Raw genomic sequence first — 21,903 nt, 5'->3', positions numbered from 1 at the left:
CGTGGCTCAGTGTGTCACGCGGCGGGCAACGGGTTGGCGCCGAGCCCCTCCGTGCTGATGAGCAGCACCACGGAGTCCTTGTCCAGCCCCAGCTCGTCGCGCGCTCCCGGCGCGCCCAGCAGCTCGCGCACCCCGGCCAACGACGCCGCTCCGCACGGTCCCGAGTCCTGCCCCAGTCCCTGCAGGTCGCCCACCGCGCGGCGGCACTCGTCCTCGGTCACGGAGACGGCGGCGCTCACGCCGTCCCGGATGGTGGGCCACCCGATCCCGGACGGGGTGCCGCAGTTGAGTCCGGCCATCATGGTGGGGGCAGAGGTGTCCACGGTGACGGGCTCACCGGCCCGCAAGGACTGGGCCACGCAGTCCGCGGTGCGCGGTTCCACCGTGAGCAGGGCCGCCGTGCTGCGGGCCACGCCCCGGTAGTGGTCCACCATGGCGTGGGCCAGGGCGCCGACCCCCACGGGGCAGGCCACGAGGTCCGGGCCGTGGGCGCCCGCGGCGGCAAGCTGCTCGTCGGCCTCGGCGAACAGGGTCATGTAGCCCTCCACGATCCAGCGCGGCACCTCCTCGTATCCCGGCCACGAGGTGTCCTGGACCAGCAGCTCGTCCGGACCGGCGGCCGAGCGCGCGGCGGTGGCCACGGCGTCGTCGTAGGAGGGGCCGCCGAAGACGACCGGGGCGCCCTCGGCCTCGATGGCCCGCACGGCGGTGTCACCCACACCGCCCGGGATGTAGACGCGGGCGCGCAGGCCCAGCAGGGCGGCCATGCGGGCGACGGCGCGGCCGTGGTTGCCGTCCGTGGCGGTGACGATCGTGAGCTGGGGGGAGCCCGCAGCGCGCAGACCGTCCCGCAGGCTCTCCACGGTGATGTTCTCGGCGGGCAGCCCGATCCGCTGGGCCACGGTGCGGCACACGGCCCACGAGGCACCGAGGATCTTGAAGGCGGGCAGGCCCAGGCGGTCCGACTCGTCCTTGACGAACACCCGGCCCACGCCGAGCTCCGCGGCCAGGGCGGGCAGCTCGCGCAGGGCGGTGGGGGCGTAGCCGGTCATGCTGCGGTGCAGCTCGTGGGCAGAGGCCCGCCCGGGGGTGGTGCGCCACTGGGCGGCGCGGACGTTGAGATACGGGGAGGCGGTGTGTGAGGTGGTCATGTCTCCATGCTCCCGGCGTCTGATGCATAAGAAAAGCAGTAGTTTCTACACGTAATTTTCCTGTGCTGCTTCAAATTGACCGGAGGGTGCGACCCCCTCGGGTGGTCGGCACCGTGGTGTCTGAACGGGTGTGCTGCCCTCGAGGGCGGGAGTGGATGGCCCATACAAGCCCATGTCATTGCATGCAAATGAGGGGCAACACGTGGTCTTTCGGACCCTGGCCGGGGTTTCCAAGTTGCCGTACAGTTACGTGAGTCACGTCACATCACGGGAGGTTCACATGGCTCCCACTTCAACGACTGCACGGCCCATGCCCCTCCGACGCTCAGCGGGTGCTCTTGCCTTGGGGATCGGCCTGCTGCTGACGGGTCTGCAGTCCGCACATGCGGAGACTCCGGCGAGTCCGCCGCCGGTCGGGGGCTTCTCGGAGCTGCCACGCTCCGCCCAGGGCCAGGCACTGCAGGAGGAGGGTCTCACGTGGGAGGACGTGGCTCGGGGGCAGGCGCTGCAGAAGCTCTCCGCCACCACGGGCGGCGCGTTCTACGAGACCCCGGCCCAGTTGCCGGCCACGGACGGGGACGTGGTGCGCTCGGAGCCGTCCACGTTCTACCTGGACCCCGTCAAGCTCATCAAGCCCAACGCGTCCTCCACGCGCATCATGTACAAGACCACCAACAGCAAGAACCAGGCCGTGCCCACCACCGGCACGGTGCTGGAGTCCAAGGCCGCCTGGAAGAAAGCCGGTCCGCGCCCGCTCGTGGTGCTGTCCCCGGGCACGCAGGGCATGGGTGACCCGTGCGCCCCCTCCCGCCAGCTGGCCATGGGCATGAACTACGAGGGCATCAGCCTGGCCGGGCTGGTCAACGCCGGGTACAACGTGGTGGTCCCGGACTACATCGGCCTGGGCACCGAGGGCGCCCACACCTACATGAACCGGGTGGACCAGGGCCACGCCGTGCTGGACGCGGTGCGTGCCGCGCAGCGCCTCGGCGTGAAGGGCATGGACGCCACCACGCCCGTGGCCGCCGTGGGCTACTCGCAGGGTGGCGGAGCCACCGCCTCCGCCGTGGAGATGGCACCCCAGTACGCCCCCGAGCTGAAGATCAAGAGCGCGTGGGTGGGTGCCCCGCCCGCGGACCTCGTGGCCACGGGCAAGAAGATCGACTCCAGCCTGTTCACGGGCCTGTCCTTCTACGTGATGGGCGCCGCCCAGGACTCCGGGGTGGACGTGCGGAGCAAGCTCAACGCGGAGGGGCAGAAGCGCTACGACAAGGCGCAGGAGAGCTGCGTCATCGGGGGTGTCCTGGGTGAAGCCCTGGTGCCCTCCACGACCCTCACGGCGGACGGCCGCTCGTTCTCCCAGCTGCTCGAGGACCCCGAGCTGAAGGGGTACCTCAAGGCTCAGGACAACGGTGCCACGGGCCGCCACCCCGCCGTGCCGGTGCGGGTCGCGCACGGGCTCGCGGACGACGTCGTGCCCTACCAGGCGGGGCGCAACCTCGCCAAGAGCTGGTGCACCGCCGGGACGAACGTGTCCCTGCAGACACTGGTGACCCCCACCCACCTGGGCGGCTACGTGGAGGGCATCCCCTCGATGCTCGCCTACCTGGACGCCCGCTTCAACGGCATCCCGCAAACCAGCTCGTGCTGGCGGCTGTGAGGCCGTGAGCTGAGCTGCCGCGCCCCGGTACCGCAAACACGCGGGACCGGGGCGCGGTGCTGGTGCGGCGGCGTCGTGCCCGCCGCGGACCTGCAAAAAAGCATGTGACGGCGGTCGAATCATGATCCGCGCCACAGGAGCCAGGCCCCTGGTCGCCTAGACTGGGAACAGGCCTCAGGCCACGGTCCAACCGTGCATCGGGAACCCAGAAGAAGGAGCACTCCATGCCCATCGCAACCCCTGACGTTTACTCCGAGATGATCGACCGGGCCAAGGAGAAGGGCTTCGCGTACCCGGCCATCAACGTGACCTCCTCGCAGACGCTCAACGCCGCGATCCGCGGTTTCGCCGAGGCCGGTTCGGACGGCATCATCCAGGCCTCCACCAGCGGTGCGGCGTACTGGTCCGGCTCCTCCGTGAAGGACATGGTCACGGGTTCGCTGGCCATGGCCGCGTTCGCCCGGGAGGTGGCCAAGAAGTACGACGTCAACATCGCCCTGCACACCGACCACTGCCCGCAGGACAAGCTCGAGGGCTTCGTGCTTCCGCTGCTCGCCGAGTCCGAGAAGGCCGTGGCCCGCGGCGAGGACCCCATCTTCCAGTCGCACATGTGGGACGGCTCCGCGATCGCCCTGGACGAGAACCTGAAGATCGCCCAGGAGCTGCTGGAGCGCACCAACAAGGCGCACATCATCCTGGAGGTCGAGATCGGCGCCGTGGGCGGCGAGGAGGACGGCGTGGTCGGCGAGATCAACGACTCCCTCTACACCACCGTGGCGGACGGCATGAAGACCATCGAGGCGCTCGGCGCCGGCGAGAAGGGCCGCTACATCACCGCCCTGACCTTCGGCAACGTCCACGGCGTCTACAAGCCCGGCAACGTGCGCCTGCGCCCCGAGCTGCTCAAGGAGATCCAGGACGAGGTCGGGAAGAAGATCGGCAAGGACCGCCCGTTCGACCTCGTGTTCCACGGCGGCTCCGGCTCCACCGCCCAGGAGATCGCGGATGCCGTCTCCTACGGCGTGATCAAGATGAACGTGGACACCGACACCCAGTACGCGTTCACCCGCCCCGTGGCCGGCTTCATGCTGAGCAACTACGACGGCGTCCTGAAGATCGACGGCGAGGTCGGCAACAAGAAGAAGTACGACCCCCGCGTGTGGGGCGCCGAGGCCGAGACCGGCATGGCCGCCCGCGTGGTGGAGGCCTGCCAGGACCTCGGATCCGCGGGCACGTCCATCAAGTAGCCCGCACGTTTCTCTCCGGCGCCCCGCACGTCCGCGTGCGGGGCGCCGCCGTGCTGTGGAGCGGCGTCGTGAACCGTGCGTACAGTGGCAGCGAACCCCGCACGACCGTGGAAAGGAACCACCGTGGCACTGCTCGGCAAGAACCTGCTGGACGAACCGGAGCCCACGCACCTGGAGGAGAACGAGGCGATGACCGCGCGCTTCGAGGCCGGTGACGAGGCCGAGGACCTCGCCGCCGCGTTCCCCAAGGAGCAGCTGCCGTGGGCGATCCTCGCGGAGGAGGCGCTCGCGGACGGGCGCACCCTGGAGGGCTACGCGTACGCGCGCGTGGGCTACCACCGCGGCCTGGACTCGCTGCGCGCCCACGGCTGGAAGGGCCACGGCGCCGTGCCGTACGCGCACGAGCCCAACCGCGGGTTCCTGCGGGCGCTCGCCGCGCTCGGCCAGGCCGCCGCGCAGATCGGTGAGTCGGACGAGGCTGCCCGGATCGAGAAGTTCCTGAACGACTCGGACCCGGAGGCGGCGGCGCAGATCCAGGCCCGCTGACCTCTGTCTCCGCCGCGCCGTGCGGCTCCCGAGCGCCCGTTCCCGTGTGGGGGCGGGCGCTCGGTCACATTCGGGAGGGCCCCTGCTCCCTGTCAGTCCCGTGGGACACAATGGGGACACATCAGGGGCTCAGCGCGGAGTCCGAGTACATCCCCTCGTGCTGCGCGCCGCCCATGGACTTCCCACGAGGAGCGTGCCGTCATGAGAATCTCCGTCCCCCGCGAGATCAAGCCCGAAGAAGCCCGTGTGGGCCTCACCCCCACCATGGTCACCTCGCTGACCGCCCAGGGCCACGAGGTCTTCGTGGAGAAGGGCGCCGGTCTGGGGGCCGGGTTCTCCGACGACGACTACCGCGAGGCGGGCGCGCAGCTCACCTCCCAGGAGGAGGCGTGGGCCCAGGCCGAGCTGCTCGTGAAGGTCAAGGAGCCGATCCCCGCGGAGTACGGGTTCCTGCGCTCCGACCTTACCGTGTTCACGTACCTGCACCTCGCGGCCAGCCGTGAGCTGACCGAGGCCATGCTGGACAGCGGCGTCACCGGCATCGCCTACGAGACCGTGCGCGTGGGCCGGACCCTCCCGCTGCTGCGCCCGATGTCCGAGATCGCGGGGCGCCTGGCGATCGCCAACGCCGCGCACCACCTGCAGTTCCACGCCGGCGGCTCAGGCATCCTGCTGGGCCGCGTGCCCGGTGTGGTCCCCTCCACCGTGCTGGTGATCGGCGGCGGCACCGTGGGCGAGCACGCCGCACGCGCCGCCGTGGGCGCCGGTGCGGACGTGACCATCCTGGAGGCCAACGGGGACCGCATCCGCCAGCTGGACGCCCTGTTCCCCCACGCCCGTGTCCTGATGAGCGACGCCCACCGGATCGAGGAGGAGCTGCCCCGCGCGGACGTGGTGGTCGGCTCCGTGCTGATCCCGGGTGCCGCCGCCCCCAAGCTCGTGCGGCGCGAGCACCTGTCCCTGCTCAAGCCGCACGCCCTCATGGTGGACGTGGCCGTGGACCAGGGCGGCTGCTTCGAGACCACCCACCCCACCTCCTACCACGACCCCGTGTACGAGGTGGACGGCATCCGCCACTACTGCGTGGCCAACCTCCCGGGTGCGGTGCCCGTCACCGCCACCCAGGGCCTCACGCACGCCACCACGCCGTACGTCATGCGCCTCGCCGGCGGCATCGACGCCGCCCTGGAGTCCGACGCCGCTCTGGCCACCGGGCTCTCCACGCGTGGCGGCAAGCTCCACACGCCGGGCGTGGCGGAGACCTTCCCGGACCTGCCCTCGGCGGTCTGAGCGCCGCGGCTCGGGCTGCACCACGCGCGCGGTGCGGCACCGCGCACGACGACGCGCCGGCACCGGCCGCCGCGGGGAACGTTCCCTGCGGCGGCCGGTGCCGGTGTCATGGAGGGGCGCCCACCGCGTCCACCGCCCCCCTCGCCGGCGCAAGCCGGTGCCGTGGCCGGAGGGCTCGCGCCCTGGACCGGGTCCCGCGCCGCGGTCAGGAGGTGGGTGCGGGAGCGGGCCGGGCGGCGTCGTCGTTGCGGATGAAGAGCTTGCACGCCAGGGCGATCAGACAGACCAGCACGAACGTGGCGATGAACTGGATGCGCACGGCCGGGTCCAGCAGTCCGATGACCACGATGGCCGCGAGCAGGGCCAGCGCGAAGTAGGAGAGCCACGGGAAGGCCCACATCCGCAGCGGCGAGGACTCACCAGCGCGGTCCATGCGCCGGCGCAGGATGATCTGCGAGACCAGGGCGATGCCCCACACCACCAGGCACGTGGAGCCCAGCAGGTTGAGCATCACGTTCAGCACGGTCTCCGGCCACAGGTAGTTCAGCACCACGGCGATGAAGCCGAAGACCACCGAGGCGACTACCGCCGCACGCGGCACACCGCGCGGCGTCGTGTTCGCCAGCGCGCGCGGGGCCGAGCCGCGGCGGGCCAGGGAGAACAGCATGCGGGAGCTGCCGTAGATGTTGGCGTTCAGTGCGGACAGCAGGGCCAGCACGATCACGATGTTCATGAGCACGTCCGCGCCGGGGATCCCGGCCTCGGTGAGCACGGCCACGAACGGGCTGGAGGACAGGCCCTCGTTGTCCCACGGCAGGACCAGCACCATGACGGACACGGAACCCACGTAGAAGATGAGGATGCGCACCAGGATGGTGCGGATGGCATCGGCCACGTTCTTCTGGGGATCCTCGGTCTCCGCTGCGGCAATGGTGACCAGCTCGGTGCCACCGAAGGCGAAGACCACCACCAGCAGGGCGGAGGCCACACCCGTGAGGCCGTTGGGCATGAAGCCGCCGTGCTCGGTGAGGTTGGACAGTCCCGGGCTCGGCACGTCCAGCGCGCCGATCAGCAGCAGCACGCCCACCACCAGGAACCCGACCACGGCCGCCACCTTGAGCAGTGCGAACCAGAACTCGGCCTCGCCCAGTGTTCCGACCCGCACCAGGTTGATCACGGTGAACACCGCCATGAAGATCAGCGCCCACGCCCACTGCGGCAGGGAGGGCCACATCTCGGTGACCAGCTGCGCGGCGGCGGTGGCCTCCGCGGCCACGACCACCACGATCTGCGCCCACCACAGCCAGCCGAGCGCGCGGCCCATCGTGGGCCCGAGTGCCTTGCCGGCGTACGTGGAGAACGCCCCGGAGGAGGGGTCCGCCGCGGCCATCTCACCGAGGGCCCGCATCACCAGCACCAGCAGTGTGCACGCCACCAGGTAGGAGATCAGCACGGCGGGACCGGCCGTCTGGATCGCGGCACCCGTGCCCACGAACAGCCCCGTGCCGATGGCCGAGCCGAGCGCCATCATCACCAGGTGCCGGGGCTTGAGGTAGCTGCCGTGCTCAGGGCCCGAGGGCACGTGCGGGGTGTGCTCCCGGTTGCCCCCGTGGATCACACTGCCCGAGCCGGTTCCCGGGGACTCGGCGGGAGAATGGTGGGGAGCGCGCGGGGAGGTCATGGGAGAAAAGATTACCCGGACGCCCAGCGGGCCGTTGTCGGCCACCGGCCGGGGCAGGGCGGAGCCGTCGACGCCGGCGGGGGACAGCGTCGTCGGCACGGCGGGCGGCGCGCAACCGCGGCCCGTTGACCGCGGCGGTGCCCCGGTTCTGCGGCGCCCGGGGGAGCCCCCGGCGCAGCCGTCCGCCACGCCACCACTGCCGCTGGTCACACCGCCCTGACGTCGAGCGGAGGATCCGGGCCGTCGGTAGTCTGCGGTCATGCGCAATCTTCTGCAGGACCACCGCCGCGTCCCTCGCACCCGCAGGCAGCCCATCTACCTGATCTCCTGGGCCGGCTACCCGAACTTCGGGGACGAGCTGATCGCCGCGGCCTGGGTCAACCACCTCGCCAGGGTGGCGCCCACCACGGACGTGTGGCTGGACGTGCGCGAACCGGGGACCGTCACCGCCCTGCTGCGAGGACTGCACCCGCGCCTGCACGTGGTCAACACGGTGTTCCGAGCCATGCACGAGAGGTTCCACGGTCTGGACCGCTCCATGCGCAGCCTGATCGAGGACCTCGGCTCCCCGAAGTACGACGCCGGTCTGCTCGCGCTGCGGGAAGCGGGCACGGTGCACCTGCTGGGTGGCGGGGTGCTGCACGCGAACTGGCCGGAGAACTTCCAGGTGGTCGACGCCATGCGCACGGTCCGCGAACTCTCCGGAGCACGGCTGTTCGCCACGGGCCAGGGCCTGATGCCCTTCGCCGGCGATCCCCTCTCCGACCTGGACCACCTCAGTGTGCGGGACCGTCCCAGCGCCGACGCCGCCGGGATTCCCCTGGGGTTCGACGACGCCTTCCTCCTCGCAGAGGATCCCCGCCACGCGCGAACCCTGGGCCTGCTGGGCGACCAGGGCGGGGGCAGGGTCAGCGCCGGGGCGGACGGACCGTGGACGCCCACGGAAGTGGTGCTGTGCATCCAATCCGACACCTTGGCCGAGGGAGCACTCGAGAGGATGCTGGAATTCGCCCGCGCCCAGCTGCAGCGGTGGGATCTGCCCCGCGAATCCGTGCGCTACCTGGAGGCCATTCCCGGGGACGACTACGTGGGTTTCGACCGGCTGCGGGACGTGGTGGCACCGGACGGGTTCATCCCCTTCCAAGCCGCGTGGGACGGGGACTTCACCTTCGGCCCGCACCAGGTGTGGCTCACCACCCGGTTCCACCACCATCTGATCGCCGCCCTGCACGGCGCCCGGGGGGTTGCTCTCAGCGGCAAGCCCGGGTACTACGACGTCAAGCACCAGTCCGTGGTGGAGGCCGGCTCCCAGTGGACCGTGAGGCATGCCGGGGAGCAGCTGGACCCCGTGGGACTCGAGGCGCTTGCCGCGCCCTCCGGGTTTGCCGAGGCGGTCCGGGCCAAGCGGGACGAGGCCGCCCAGCTCTACGGGCGGTAGGCGGGGGTCACGGGGCCCGGGACCCTGACCTTCGGGCGTCGTACGCTCGCCGCGCACCTGGTCCCACTGCCACGCCAAGGGCCCCGTGACCTCCTGGAGTGGAGGTCACGGGGCCCTTGCGGTTGACGGGGCGGATCAGCGGGGGTGCCGCAACCCGTCCCTGTGGGCTACTTCATCTGGTCGAACCGGTAGAGGAAGGCAGCCATCTGATCGCGCTTGACCGGCTCGTAGGGACGGAAGGTCCCGTCCGGCCAGCCCTTGGCGATGCCCACGCTGTTCATCCAGGAGATCTCCTTGTAGAACTCCTGGTTGGTGCGAACGTCCTTGAAGGGGGACTTCGCGGGGGCGGTGTAGGCCGGCGAACCTGCCATGCGGTAGAAGAACGCGGCCATCTGCTCGCGGCTGATCTGCTGACCGGGGCGGAACGTGCCGTCCGGCCAACCCTTGGTGATGCCCTGCTCACTCATCCAGGAGATCTCCTTGTAGAAGACGTGGCTGGTGGGCACGTCCTTGAAGGGAGACTTCGTGGGAGGGGTGTACTGAGGCGAGCCGGCCATCCGGTAGAGGAACGCGGCCATCTGATCACGCTGCACGGACTGGCCCGGGCGGAACGTGCCGTCCGGCCAGCCCTTGGTGATGCCCTTGTTGGCCAGCCAGGAGATCTCGGAGTAGAACACGTGGCTCTTCGGGACGTCCTTGAACATCGGGTTCTGGGTCTCCGGCGGTGCCGCCGGGGACTGCACGGTCTTCACCTCGGCCTTGGCGCCGTCCTGGCCCGCCTTGATGCCGGAGAGGTCCCCGGTGGCGTTGTGCAGGTGCAGGAACAGGGCCTCACCCTTGGTCGAGCTGGACGCTCGGTGCGCGGTCAGCTTCTTGCCGGGCTGGTCGTTGAACAGCGACGCATTGAACTTCTCACCGCGGAAGGAGACCTTCGGGTTGACCGGGTTGTACGTGATGGCACCTGAGCGGTCCACCGCGCCGTTGACGTTCGCAGAGTAGGTGTTCACCTGGTAGGTCAGCTTGGTGTCGGCCTTGGCGGGATCAATGCCCATCTTGGCGGCGCTGACAGGCATCACCATGGCGTTCGTGTCGAACGTGTTGGTGTCCACGTCACCCCAGGAACCGTTCAGCGGCTGGCTGTCGATCACCGTGAGCTCACCGTTGACGTAGCCGTACAGATTCACCACGGGGTAGTCCAGACCGTCCACGCGGCTCAGCGCCGCGTAGTAGTCGGGGCGGCCGTCACCGGAGGTGTCGATGGGGATCTCCACCTCCACGTCGGGCTTGATGGTGGAGGCGTTGCCCCAGCTGGAGATGCCGAAGTTGATGAGGCCGTCCTTGGCCACATCACCCTTCTCGGCCTTCAGCTGCGGGATGTTGGAGGACGTTCCCACGTACTGCAGGTCCGCGAACTGGGAGTTGCCGCCGGCAAGGTCGGTGGCGTCCATCCGAGCGGACTTCGCACCCAGCTCGAAGGCACCCACGGCCGACTTCCAGCCGCCCTGGTCCAGGCCGGTGCCGGCCAGGGAGACGCTGCTCGTGTTGTTCTTGTCCCACTGGTCCAGCTTGGCGTTGTCCACGCGCATGTCCGCGGACGGCTTCGGCGCGATCGACATGGGCAGGCGCATGTCCTTGCCGTTCTCGCTCAGCACCAGGCGGCCCGACTCGGTGGCCAGGAACTGACGCGCCTCTCCCAGCTGGGTCACGGCCTCCGAGGGGTCGTGGGTCTTCTTCATCTGGGCCCGGTCCACGGTGGCGGTCACCTTGATGGTGGCCTTGCCGCCCTTGGGGACGGTCACGGAGCTCGGAGCGGAGATGGTCACACCCGGAACGTCGGTGGAGGCGTCGAAGCGCACCTTGTAGGTGTGCGCGGCGCCGCCGGCGTTGTCCAGGACCAGCTCACGGGAGAAGCTCTGCTTGCCGTCCTTGATCTCGGTGACGCCGAAGGTCGAGGAGACCAGTGCGGGATCAGCCTTGTCGTAGACCATCACGTCCTGGTTCACGGCGCGCAGTGCATCCACACGGCCCGAACCCACGCGGTCCACCGCGGAGGTCGCACCGTTCGCGGCGTGCACGTCGTGGACGGCGGTGTTCATGATGGCGGACTTGAGCAGCTGCGGGCTGTAGTTCTGGTGCTTCTGCTGCACCAGAGCGGCGATGCCCGCCACGTGCGGGGTGGCCATCGAGGTGCCGGTCATGACCGCCACGCCGTTGCCCTGGGCCACACCGGCCGAGCCGATCGCGGTGCCGGGCGCGGCGACGTCGGGCTTGATGACGCCGTTGCTACCGTGCTGGCCGCGGGACGTGGAGTCGTTGACCTGGTCCTTGTGGCCGGTCTGCGCCTTGGCGGCACCGATCCACTCCGGGGACATCTTGATCTTGGCGCCGCCGGCCTGGGCCGCGGGCTTGATCTTGGCCACGGACTCCTTGCTCATGAGCAGACCGGGGATCTTGGCGTTGCCCGCAATGGCGGAGGGGTCCACCGAGTAGTCGGACTCCAGGACCACGCCCTTGCCGCCGGCAGCGGCCACGTTGTCGAAGCGGACCTTCGAGCCGCACGGGAACGGGCCGTTGTCCTCCCAGTCGAGCATGACCCACTTGCCCGCGAAGTCCTGCGAGAAGGGGCTGCAGCCGAACTTGTTGTCCTGAGGCGCCACGACCACGTTGCCCTCGAGCTGCTCGGGCTTGGCACCCGCGTAGTTGAAGCTGCCGCTGTACGAGCCGATCAGCTCACCCTTGGCGCTGTCCGGGGACAGGCCCTCGGCCTTGTCCTGCACGGCGGTGCTGCCCTGTGAGTTGGCCACGGTCAGGGCGGAACGCGCGCTGCCCGGTGAACCGGAGATCTCGTGGGAGTCGCCGGCGTTGCCCGCCGCGATGACGGAGAGGATGCCCTGTCGGGACAGGGCGTCGATCAGGTCGTTCTGGGGATCGTCGGCCGGGCCGAAGTCGGAGCCCAGGGACATGTTGATGATGTCCGCCTTGTCCGAGAAGTCCCCGTCCATGTTGGGATCGAGAGCACGGTCCATGGCGTCGATGACCAGGTTGGTGGAGCCCTCGCAGCCGAAGACCCGCAGACCGATCAGCTCGGCCCCGGGGGCGGTGCCCGGACCGATCCTCATCTTGCCCACCTGGTCCTTGGTGAGCTTGGTGTGGTCGCCCCGGAAGGTCTTGCCGTCCTCGCCCACACCGTAGCCGGCGGTGGTGCCGGAGACGTGCGTACCGTGACCGCCTGCTTCGCAGTCCAGCGGGTTGTTGTCCGGCTTTGCCACGCTGGTGGGGATCCGGGCGTCGTAGTCGTCACCGGCGAGGTCGTAGCCCCCCACGAACTTCTTGGGGTCGTAGAGCCCCGAGTCCTTGGACGGCAGGTCGTTCGACGCCTTGGCCTTCGCATAGGCCTCGGCGGTGCCCGGTCCGCCGAAGTCTGCGTGGGTGTAGTCGATGCCCGAGTCGATGATCGCGACCTTGACGCCCTTGCCGGTCTGCCCCGTCTGGGTCCAGGAGTCCAGGGTGGCGGTGTCCACGACCGAGCCCGCGTTGTTGCGGAACTTGGGGACGATTTTGGAGACCTTCACGACGTCGGAGCGCTTGGCGAGCTCGCGCAGCTTGGCGGCATCGCCCTGGAGGGCCACGCCCCGCATGGCGTTGGCCGTGGTGTAGAGCACCTCGGAGCCGGACTCGGAGGCCAGGGTGGTGCTGGCCTTGTCCACGGACTGGCGGATGGCCTGGACCTGGGCGGCGGCCTGGACCGGGTTCTGCCCCCCGGTGCGCACGCCTGCTGGCTGCGTGGCCTCGAAGGCGCTCTGGCCCTTGAGCTGGACGAAGACGGCTACCTGACCCTCGGCCTTCTTCAGCTCGGAGCTGATGAGGTTGTCGGGGTTCTGGGTGTTGAGGTCATCCGATTTGGGTGCCGGGGTCATGTCCACGGCGCTGGCCGGCAGCACCGTTCCCAGGGCCAGCGACAGGCCCAGGGCTGTAGCCAGGCAGGTCTTGGCGGCTCTGCCGCGACCTGCTCGTGTTTCGTGATTCATGTCTCGTCCTTTGACATTGGGGGCGATGCCGTGAGATGCATCACAGTGCCCCCAGGGTACGCTGTTCTGCAGTGAAAAGCAACGATTTCGTAAAAATCACCTGTGTTACACCTGAAAATGAGCTGGGTACTGCGCGGTAGTAGCATCCCCGGCGCCGATCGGGTCGCGGCGCCCCGCCCACACGGGCCTCCCGGGCGCTCCGGGTAGACTGGGCCGTTGGTTCCTCCGGCCCCCGGGGCCGCACCCGCACAGAGAGTGATTCCATGCCAGCAATCGTGATCGTCGGCGCCCAGTGGGGCGATGAGGGCAAGGGTAAGGCCACGGATCTGCTCGGTGGTCGCGTGGACTACGTGGTCAAGCCGAACGGCGGCAACAACGCCGGGCACACCGTGGTGGTGGGCGGCGAGAAGTTCGAGCTCAAGCTCCTCCCCGCAGGCATCCTGAGCCCCAATGCCACGTCCGTGATCGGCAACGGCGTGGTGATCAACCCCCAGGCGCTCTTCGAGGAGATCGACGGTCTCGAGGCGCGCGGCGCGGACACCTCGCACCTGCGGATCTCCGCGAACGCGCACCTCGTGGCGCCGTACCACCAGACGCTGGACCAGGTCAGCGAGCGGTTCCTGGGCAAGCGCGCGATCGGCACCACCGGGCGCGGCATCGGCCCCACCTACATGGACAAGGTCGGGCGCCTGGGCATCCGGGTGCAGGACGTGCTGGACGAATCCATCCTGCGGCAGAAGATCGAGGGTGCGCTGCGTCAGAAGAACGAGCTGCTGGTCAAGCTCTACAACCGGCGGGCGTTCGAGGTGGACGAGATCGCGGAGTACTTCATGGGTTTCGCGGAGCGACTGTCCCCCATGATCGTGGACTCCACCCGGCTGCTCAACGAGGCCCTGGACCGCGACGAGGTGGTCCTGATGGAGGGTGGGCAGGCCACCTACCTGGACGTCGACCACGGAACCTACCCGTTCGTCACCTCCTCCAACCCCACGGCCGGCGGCGCCTCCGTGGGTTCAGGTGTGGGCCCCACGCGCATCGCCCGCGTGATCGGAATCCAGAAGGCCTACACCACCCGGGTGGGGGCAGGCCCGTTCCCCACCGAGCTTTTCGACGAGATGGGGGAGCGGCTGCGCACCACGGGCGGGGAGTTCGGCGTGAACACCGGCCGTCCCCGCCGCACCGGGTGGTACGACGCCGTCATGGCCCGCCAGGCCGCGCGGATCAACGGCTTCACGGACCTGTTCATCACCAAGCTGGACGTGCTCACCGGGATCACGGAGATCCCCGTGTGCGTCGCCTACGAGGTGGACGGTCAGCGCTTCGACGAGATGCCCATGACGCAGTCCGACTTCCACCACGCCAAGCCGGTCTACGAGACGTTCCCCGGGTGGACCGAGGACATCACGGGAGCACGGTCGCTCGAGGACCTGCCGAAGAACGCGCAGGACTACGTCCACGCGCTCGAGGCCATGTCCGGCTGCCGGATCTCGGCCATCGGCGTGGGGCCGGACCGCGACGACACCATCGTGGTGCGGGACCTGATCGCGGACTGACCCGTCCGCCCGCAGACACGGAACCGCCCCGCTCTCTCCAGAGAACGGGGCGGTTCTCCCGTTGCGGGACGGTTCCCGCGGGGCGGGTGGCCGGCCTGGGCGAGCGCGCGGGCGGCGTCGTACGACGACGCCCGCGCACCGAGCCGCGCCACGGAGCGCTGGGTGCCGAGGTCAGTGCCCGGGGGTCACGTCCGCAGTGCGCAGGTCCACCGGCTTGTCCTTGGTGACCAGCTTGTGGCCGAGCCACAGGGCCAGGAACACCGGCAGGCCCAGGTAGGAGGACAGCAGGCTCAGGGGGTTGACGTCCCCGGAGGTGAAGATGCTGTACCCCTGTCCCACGATCACGATGGCGCACATGACCAGTGCCACGATGGGCCCGATCGGGAAGAAGCGCGCCCGGTACGTGAGGTCCTTGGGATCTCCGCCCTGCAGGACGTAGGCCTTGCGGAACCGGTAGTGGCTCCACGCGATGCCCATCCACACGATGAACCCGGCCAGACCGGAGGCGTTGATCAGCCACACGTACGCCTCTCCCTCGCCGATCAGAGTGGTGAGGAAGCAGAACATGCCGATGAGCGTGGTGGCCAGCAGCGCGTGCATGGGCACGCCGCGGCGGTTGACCGTGGCGAGGAAGCGCGGGGCCTTGCCGCTCTTCGCCAGGGCGTAGAGCATGCGCGTGGACGCATAGAGGCCGGAGTTGCCGGCCGAGAGGATCGCGGTGAGGATGACCGCGTTCATCACGGAGGCCGTGGCCAGAACACCCGCGTGCTCGAACACCAGCGTGAACGGGGAGATGGAGACGTCCTCCACGTCGCTCGCCAGCAGGCTGGGATCGGTGTAGGGGATCAGGAAGCCGATCACGGTGATCGCGCCGATGTAGAAGAGCAGGATGCGCAGGAACACCGTGCGGATGGCCTTGGGGACCGTCTCGCCGGGGTTCTCCGCCTCGCCGGCGGCCACGCCCACGAGCTCGGTGCCCTGGAAGGAGAAGCCGGCCACCATGAAGATGGACATGATGCCCGTGAACCCGTTCACGAAGGGCGCCTCGCCCGCGGTCCAGTTGTGGAACCCGGGGGAGGGGCCGCCCAGGATCCCCAGGATCATGAGGACGCCCAGGATCAGGAAGATCACCACGGTGATCACCTTCACCAGGGAGAACCAGAACTCGCCCTCGCCGTACGCGCGTGCGCTCAGGGCGTTGAGTGCGAACAGGATGACCAGGAAGACGGCGGACCAGATCCACGCGGGAACGTCCGGGAACCAGTAGCGCATCACCAGCGCGGCGGCCACGAGCTCTGCGGCCACCGTGATGGCCCAGTTGTACCAGTAGTTCCAGCCGATGGCGAAGCCGAACGAGCGGCTGATGTAGCGGGTGGAGTACTCCTCGAAAGAGCCTGCCACCGGCAGGTGCGTGGCCATCTCGCCCAGGGACTGCATGAGCAGGAACACCATCAGGCCGATGGCCGCGTACGCCACCAGCGCGCCGCCGGGGCCCGCGGTGTTGATGGAGTTGCCCGAGGCCACGAACAGGCCGGTGCCGATGGCACCGCCCATGGCGATCATGGTCAGGTGGCGGGACTTCAGGGTGCGCTGCAGCGAGCCGTCAGCGGGATCTCCCTGGCCGGGCTGCTGCGGATCGGGCTGGCGGTTGACAGTGGCGTGGGGTGGCGTGGTGGCCGCCCCGGCGTGTCCGCCGCCGGATGAAGATGAAGACACTGGGTCCTCCCAGGGATTGTGGATCCGGGGTCGCGCAGCGGTTCTGCGGCTGTCCGCCATTATGCGCGGCCCGTCCGGCTCGCGGGGCATTCCCACGCCCGGACCCGCCTAAGTGGTGACAACTCCTCAGAAAAACAGGATGGCCACGATACCCAGCAGTCCCAGGAGCACGCAGGCCGCGGCGGTCAGGAGGACAGAGGCGGCGTCGGGGGTGATCTCGTCAGTGGCAATACCGGTGACGGAGCGGCGATAGCGCATGCGCTGAGTGGCATAGATACCGGCCGCGAGGCTCAGGGCCACGATGAGCAGGCTGAGGACGAAGGCGCCGTGCGTCGGGAGCCACCGCAGGTGCAGAGCGGTCGCACCGCACAGTGACAGCAGCGTGCGGCCCCAGGACAGCACGGTGCGTTCGGGCTGCAGCCCCGGGTCGTCGTGCCCGCACACGTTCGCGGCCGGTGGGGAGGTCATCGCGCCAGGACCACGGCCACCAGGACGCCGGAGGCAATGGCCCCGCCGATTGCCACGAACGGGGCGATCAGCGGGAGCGGCAGGGGGGTCTTGTGCCGCATCGACCGCTCCACCTTGATCCACCGCACGGCGGCTCCGGCGCTGAGCAGCATGCCGAGCAGCAGTAGCACGATGGACAGCACCTTCCGCAGTGCCAGGTCGAAGATGTCGCCCGTGAACGCCTCCACGGCGATGCCCCCGGCCAGGAAGGCCAGGGAGGTGCGGATCCAGGCCAGGAAGGTCCGCTCGTTGGCCAGCGTGAACCGGGGGTCCGGCTCTGTCCCGCCGCGCAGCAGGCGGCGGCTCACGGGGTCACGACGGCGCGCGTCCGGGTCTTCGGGATGGCTCACGGTCCTCCTCGGGGTGCTCCTCCCCCGATGGTATGCCGTACGGCGGATCCGGAGCGGACGACCGGTGCCCAGTCCCGGCTCCTTGTTCCTGGGAGCAACCCGGGAGAGGATGGTCGCACTCGCAAATACCTACGTCCTGGAGGACGCACCATGAGTTCGAGCAACCAGCCGACCCGGGAACCCCGGAACCACGAGGACGTCCCTCGCGGCCCGCAGCGACACCACGGTTCCGTGGATCCGCAGGAAGCTCGGGGCGTGCCCGTGGACACCAACCAGTACCACCCCTACGCCCAGCCGGCGGGGCGCTGGGAGTACGTTCCCGGCTGCCCCCAGGACGCGCAGCGCTACGCGGAGGCCACCAGGAGCACGGACACGTCCCTGGTGCTCGGCATCCTGTCCGTCACCGTCCTCCCTCTCCTCGCGCCGTTCGCGCTGTGGCAGGCGAACAAGGCTGAGAAGCTGGGCGGCCGAGCCACCGCGGGCAAGGTGCTGGGCTGGGTGGGGCTGGTCATGCTGGTGCTCGTGATCCTCTGGCTCGTGTTCATCCTGGTGATGTGGGGAGTGTTCATCACCCAGATGCCGAGCGTGGCGGACTCCTCGGTCTGACGTTCCAGGGCGGAGCGCTGGGCAGGTTCGCGGCACCGCCGCACACACCCTGTCACTCGGCACCCACCCGTGAGGTGCCCCGCCTCCCGCCCGGGCGGTTTCGTGGGACACCGCAGGCCGGCTCCACGAGTCCGTGACGACGACGGCCGGTCCCCTCGAGCGCGAGGGAACCGGCCGTCGTCGTACCCGGGGAGGGTCACCAGATGGTGACGCGCTCCTCCTCGGGCAGCCACATGCCGTCGCCCTCCGTGACGTCGAACGCCTCGTAGAACGCGTCCACGTTGCGCGGGGTCTGCCCGGCGCGGAACTCGGCGGGGGAGTGGGGGTCCGTGGCGATGCGCGTGCGCAGGGCCTCGTCCCGGGACTTCTCCTGCCAGACGTAGCCCCACGAGATGAACAGCCGCTGCGCGGGGGTGTAGCCGTCGATGCTCTCCGTGTCCGGCGTCGGCCTCTTCTCCTGGGCGCGCTTCCATGCCTTGTAGGCGATGGACAGGCCCCCCAGGTCTCCGATGTTCTCGCCCAGGGTGAGCTCGCCGTTGACGTGCGGCGCGGCGTCGTCGTCACCGAACTGGGCGGGGGTGAGAGCCGCGTACTGGCCCACGAGGCGGGCGGTGCGCTCCTCGAAGGCCGCGCGGTCCTCGTCGGTCCACCAGTTGCGCAGCCGGCCCTCGCCGTCGCACGTGGAGCCCTTGTCGTCGAAGCCGTGCCCGATCTCGTGGCCGATCACCGAGCCGATGCCGCCGTAGTTCACGGCGTCGTCTGCGGTCTCGTCGAAGAACGGGGGCTGCAGGATGGCGGCGGGGAACACGATCTCGTTGCGCAGCGGGTGGTAGTAGGCGTTGACCGTCTGCGGGGTCATGAGCCACTCGTGCTTCTCCACGGGCTGCCCGGCCTTGCGCGCGAGCTCGTCCACCGCGAACTGGGTGGTGCGCACCACGTTGCCCACGAGGTCGTCCCCGCGGATCTCCAGGGCGGAGTAGTCCTTCCACTTGTCCGGGAAGCCGATCTTGGGGGTGAACCCGGAGAGCTTCTTGAGCGCCTCCGCGCGCGTGCCCTCGGTCATCCAGTCGAGGTTCTCGATGGAGTCCCGGTACGCGTCCAGCAGGTTGGCCACCAGCTCGTCCATGCGGGCCTTCGCCGTGGGGGAGAAGTGCTCCGCCACGTAGAGCTTGCCCACGGCCTCGCCCAGCGCGCCGTTCACCAGCCCGACGCCGCGCTTCCACCGCTCGCGCAGCTGCGGGGTCCCGGACAGCACCGTGCCGTAGAACGCGAAGTTCTGGGCCACGAACGGCTCCGAGAGGTACGCGGCGCGGGAGGAGACCACGTGCCAGCGGGCCCAGGACTTCCACGCGTCCATCTCGTCCTGGGTGAGCAGCTCGTCCAGGCCCGTGAAGAAGCTCGGCTGGGCGTTGACCACCGTGGCCAGGTGCTCCGGCGTGAGACCCATGCCCTCGAGGACCGCGTTCCAGTCCAGGTTCCGCGTCTGGCCCGTGAGCTCCTGGAAGCTCATGGGGTTGTACATCTTGGTGAGGTCCCGGACCGTGACCTTGTCCCAGTGGTGGGAGGCGATGCGCGTCTCCAGGTCCACAACCGCGCGAGCCTGCTGCGCGGCGTCGTCGAACCCCGCGAGTTCGAGCATGGTCTGGACGTGCGTCACGTACTGCTCACGGATCTGCGCGTACTGCTCCTCGCGGTAGTACTCCTCGTCCGGCAGGCCCAGCCCGGACTGGCCCACGAACACGAGGTTGCGCTGCGGGTCACCCGGATCCGAGTCCAGGTCGATGTCCAGCGCTGCGCCGATGCCCCGCCGCATGGCCGTGCCGAACCAGCGGGACAGCGCGCGCGGCGAGTCGATCGCGGCCACGGCATCGAGGTCCTCGCGCAGCGGTTCGGCGCCGAGCTCCTCGATGCGCTCGGTGTCCATGAAGGAGCGGTACAGCAGTGCGATCTTGGTCTCCGCGCTCTGCTCCGCCGCCGACGCCGTCCGCTCACCGTCCGCGCTCGCGCCCGTGATGATCTCCCGCACCGCCTGCTCGGCCTGGTCCCGCAGCTCCACGAAGGCACCGGTGCTGGCCTTGTCGTCCGGGATCTGCGCGGTGCGCAACCACGTGCCGTTGACGTGGCGGAAGAGGTCGTCCTGGGGGCGGACCGAGCGGTCGAAGGCGTCGAGGTCGAACACAGAAGTCGTCATGGTCACACGCTAACCACCAGTGCTGTGCGGCTCCACGGGTGGCGGGGTGAATCTGCGGACGGCTAAACCCGTCCGGCCCGTCACTCGTCTGCGGGCTCCGCGTCCGAGATCTTCTCGCCGCGTCGCTCGGCCATGAGCAGCTCCCAGGTGCGGACCAGGCGGGGCAGCGAGATGATCACGAGTCCGCCCAGCATGTTGAACGGGATGACCCACGCGAACCACCCGAGCCAGTCCAGGTAGGAGTAGTCCCACCCGGCGTGCATGGCTCCGAAGATCACGATCGAGTTCAGCGCTCCGTGGAGCATGCCGAGGCCCACCACCAGGAAACCGCCGATCAGGGAGATCACGGCGGTCATCATGTCGCTGTTGGTACCCTGCTGCATTCGCGTCATCAGGGTGATGGTGGAACCGGCCAGCAGGGCGAGGCACACGGTCTCCGTGCCGAACCCGTCCGAGACGTACCCGGTGGCCACCTCCACGAGCGTGGTGGAGAAATCGGGGAACGCGGCAACCACCACCCACATGAAAGCCCACCCGCCCACCAGGTTGGTCACCAGGGTCACGACCCACAGCCGCAGCAGCGCCCACCACGAGCCGTGGCCGGCCACCACCGCGTTGATGGGCAGCAGGAAGTCCTCCGTGAACAGCTCCGAGTGGGCCAGGCGCAGGGCCAGCAGACCGATCCCGAACGCCGTTCCGGCCAGCAGCTTGGAGCCGGTGGCGTCCATGACGGCGAGCATGGCCATGATCCCGAGCCCCACGTCGATCCCGCCGAACAGCCCCGTGACGACCAGCGCCCGCCATGTGCGGTGCAACCGGTCCGTGCCCTCCTGGACGGTGTTCTTGAACTCCTCGACCAGCTCGTCCTCGAGGGGCTGGTCCGTGCGCCCCGAGGAACGCCGTGCGGTCTCACTGTCTCGGGTGGCGGCCATGGGGTTCAGCGTAGGGCACGGGGAAGACCCCGGTGCGCGCGCCCGCGCCACCGCGCACGGCGTGCATTAGCGGAGCAAACGCAGTATGGGCGCCGGATTTGTGCACTAGCGGAGCAAATGCAGCAGGGCGTCCACGGGTGCCCTGCTCAGCCCCTGCCGGTGAACTCGGGCTTTCGCTTCTCCTGGAACGCCTTGAAGCCCTCACGGTAGTCGGACGTGGCGCACAGCGCGGTCTGCGCGGCGTTCTCCGCGGCCATGGACTCCCACAGCCCGATCCGTTGGTCCCGGATCTGTGCCACGAGTTCCTTGGACGCCACGAACGCCTGCGTGGCCCCGCCGGCGGCACGGCGCACCCGCGTGAGCGTGAAGTCCATGAGCTCCTCCGCGGGCACCGCGCGGGAGAACAGCCCGGACGCCACGGCCTCCGCGCCGTTCATGAGCTCCGCAGTGTAGATGAGGTCCAGCGTGCGGTGGGCGCCGAGCCGCTCGGTGAACAGTGCGTGCCCGCCGGAGTCCAGCGTGGCCCCCAGGTTCGCGAAGGGTGAGCCGATCTTGGCGTTCTCCGCCACGTAGACCACGTCCGTGGCAATCGCCAGGCCCAGCCCCACACCCAGGCACGCCCCCTGCACCGCCGCGAACGTGGGCGCGGGGAACGAGGACATCCGCTGCAGCAACGGCTGGAGGGTCCCGGTGAGGTAGCCCTCGGTGTCGTCCGTGGCCGGATCCACCCCGGAGATGTCCCGGCCTGCGCAGAAACCCCTGCCCTCACCCGTGAGCAGCAGCGCCCGCACACCGGCCGCCTCCGCCTCGGTGTAGGCATCCGTCAACTCGTGCAGCGCGGACTCGTCCAGCGAGTTCATCTTCTCGGGTGCGTTGAGCACCACGTGGGCGATCTCGTCCTCGATGGTCAGGTCGATCACGGTGTTCTCCTCGGGGTTCGGGTCTCGTGTCCGGGGTCTCGGCGGGGCACAGTGCGCAGCGGCTGACGGGGGCGTCATTGTCGTCCT

The 21,903-nt window shown here is 69.4% G+C and carries 16 protein-coding genes; 7 read left to right on the top strand and 9 right to left on the bottom strand.

The window, feature by feature from the left end:
- Window positions 1-14: 14 nt before the first annotated feature.
- The gene (locus AABM36_RS01180) at window positions 15-1,151 is read right to left on the bottom strand and encodes a diaminopropionate ammonia-lyase (RefSeq protein WP_019309825.1); all 1,137 of its coding nucleotides are present in this window, start codon (window positions 1,149-1,151) and stop codon (window positions 15-17) included.
- A gap of 280 nt (window positions 1,152-1,431) precedes the next feature.
- On the opposite strand from AABM36_RS01180, the gene AABM36_RS01175 reads away from it, so the two are divergent.
- From AABM36_RS01175 to ald, 4 genes are all read left to right on the top strand, one after another.
- Window positions 1,432-2,811, top strand: coding sequence for a lipase family protein (locus AABM36_RS01175; protein ID WP_423446800.1), 1,380 nt, complete (start codon window positions 1,432-1,434; stop codon window positions 2,809-2,811).
- Between the two features lie 224 nt (window positions 2,812-3,035).
- Entirely contained in the window at window positions 3,036-4,058 is a 1,023-nt protein-coding gene (gene fbaA, locus AABM36_RS01170) for a class II fructose-bisphosphate aldolase (protein ID WP_423446798.1), read from the top strand.
- Window positions 4,059-4,181: 123 nt separating this feature from the next.
- On the top strand, window positions 4,182-4,604 hold the full coding sequence (locus tag AABM36_RS01165) for a DUF3151 domain-containing protein (RefSeq protein ID WP_259860483.1): 423 nt from the start codon (window positions 4,182-4,184) through the stop codon (window positions 4,602-4,604).
- A gap of 201 nt (window positions 4,605-4,805) precedes the next feature.
- A complete protein-coding gene (gene ald, locus AABM36_RS01160) occupies window positions 4,806-5,894 on the top strand; it encodes an alanine dehydrogenase (protein WP_101888237.1) in 1,089 nt (362 codons plus the stop codon).
- Window positions 5,895-6,099: 205 nt separating this feature from the next.
- Here ald and AABM36_RS01155 read toward each other — a convergent pair whose 3' ends face one another.
- Entirely contained in the window at window positions 6,100-7,575 is a 1,476-nt protein-coding gene (locus AABM36_RS01155; RefSeq protein ID WP_102614009.1) for an amino acid permease, read from the bottom strand.
- 259 nt (window positions 7,576-7,834) lie between these two features.
- Here AABM36_RS01155 and AABM36_RS01150 point away from each other — a divergent pair, with 259 nt between their 5' ends.
- A complete protein-coding gene (locus AABM36_RS01150) occupies window positions 7,835-9,013 on the top strand; it encodes a polysaccharide pyruvyl transferase family protein (protein ID WP_135010907.1) in 1,179 nt (392 codons plus the stop codon).
- A gap of 167 nt (window positions 9,014-9,180) precedes the next feature.
- On the opposite strand, the gene AABM36_RS01145 is transcribed toward AABM36_RS01150, so the two are convergent.
- Entirely contained in the window at window positions 9,181-13,041 is a 3,861-nt protein-coding gene (locus tag AABM36_RS01145) for a S8 family serine peptidase (protein WP_223246184.1), read from the bottom strand.
- A gap of 263 nt (window positions 13,042-13,304) precedes the next feature.
- Here AABM36_RS01145 and AABM36_RS01140 point away from each other — a divergent pair, with 263 nt between their 5' ends.
- Complete coding sequence (locus AABM36_RS01140) at window positions 13,305-14,594, top strand: adenylosuccinate synthase (RefSeq protein WP_070637049.1); 1,290 nt, start codon at window positions 13,305-13,307, stop codon at window positions 14,592-14,594.
- Between the two features lie 171 nt (window positions 14,595-14,765).
- Here AABM36_RS01140 and AABM36_RS01135 read toward each other — a convergent pair whose 3' ends face one another.
- The 3 genes from AABM36_RS01135 to AABM36_RS01125 all read right to left on the bottom strand — a co-directional run bounded on the left by AABM36_RS01135 (window position 14,766) and on the right by AABM36_RS01125 (window position 17,167).
- Window positions 14,766-16,157: an amino acid permease gene (locus AABM36_RS01135; protein WP_423447879.1), complete on the bottom strand. Its 1,392-nt coding sequence runs from the start codon at window positions 16,155-16,157 to the stop codon at window positions 14,766-14,768.
- Between the two features lie 279 nt (window positions 16,158-16,436).
- Window positions 16,437-16,778 (bottom strand): DUF202 domain-containing protein, encoded by a 342-nt coding sequence (locus tag AABM36_RS01130; protein ID WP_070637045.1) that lies wholly within the window; start codon window positions 16,776-16,778, stop codon window positions 16,437-16,439.
- On the bottom strand, window positions 16,775-17,167 hold the full coding sequence (locus AABM36_RS01125) for a YidH family protein (RefSeq protein WP_070637043.1): 393 nt from the start codon (window positions 17,165-17,167) through the stop codon (window positions 16,775-16,777). The genes AABM36_RS01130 and AABM36_RS01125 overlap by 4 nt, the downstream gene beginning before the upstream one ends.
- Before the next feature lie 150 nt (window positions 17,168-17,317).
- Here AABM36_RS01125 and AABM36_RS01120 point away from each other — a divergent pair, with 150 nt between their 5' ends.
- Complete coding sequence (locus tag AABM36_RS01120; RefSeq protein WP_070637041.1) at window positions 17,318-17,773, top strand: DUF4190 domain-containing protein; 456 nt, start codon at window positions 17,318-17,320, stop codon at window positions 17,771-17,773.
- A gap of 196 nt (window positions 17,774-17,969) precedes the next feature.
- Here the strand turns inward: AABM36_RS01120 and AABM36_RS01115 are convergent, their stop codons facing one another.
- The 3 genes from AABM36_RS01115 to AABM36_RS01105 form a co-directional block, all read right to left on the bottom strand.
- Window positions 17,970-19,964 (bottom strand): M13 family metallopeptidase, encoded by a 1,995-nt coding sequence (locus tag AABM36_RS01115; RefSeq protein ID WP_423446794.1) that lies wholly within the window; start codon window positions 19,962-19,964, stop codon window positions 17,970-17,972.
- 80 nt (window positions 19,965-20,044) lie between these two features.
- The gene (locus AABM36_RS01110) at window positions 20,045-20,896 is read right to left on the bottom strand and encodes a formate/nitrite transporter family protein (RefSeq protein WP_035885136.1); all 852 of its coding nucleotides are present in this window, start codon (window positions 20,894-20,896) and stop codon (window positions 20,045-20,047) included.
- A gap of 146 nt (window positions 20,897-21,042) precedes the next feature.
- Window positions 21,043-21,816, bottom strand: a complete 774-nt coding sequence (locus tag AABM36_RS01105; protein ID WP_019309840.1) for an enoyl-CoA hydratase/isomerase family protein — start codon at window positions 21,814-21,816, stop codon at window positions 21,043-21,045.
- Between the last annotated feature and the right edge of the window lie 87 nt (window positions 21,817-21,903).

The organism is Kocuria sp. KSNUG (genome assembly GCF_049532735.1).
GTDB lineage: Bacteria > Actinomycetota > Actinomycetes > Actinomycetales > Micrococcaceae > Kocuria > Kocuria rhizophila.
Note: the sequence above shows the minus strand (reverse complement) of the source record. Positions and strands in the feature narration are given on the sequence as shown.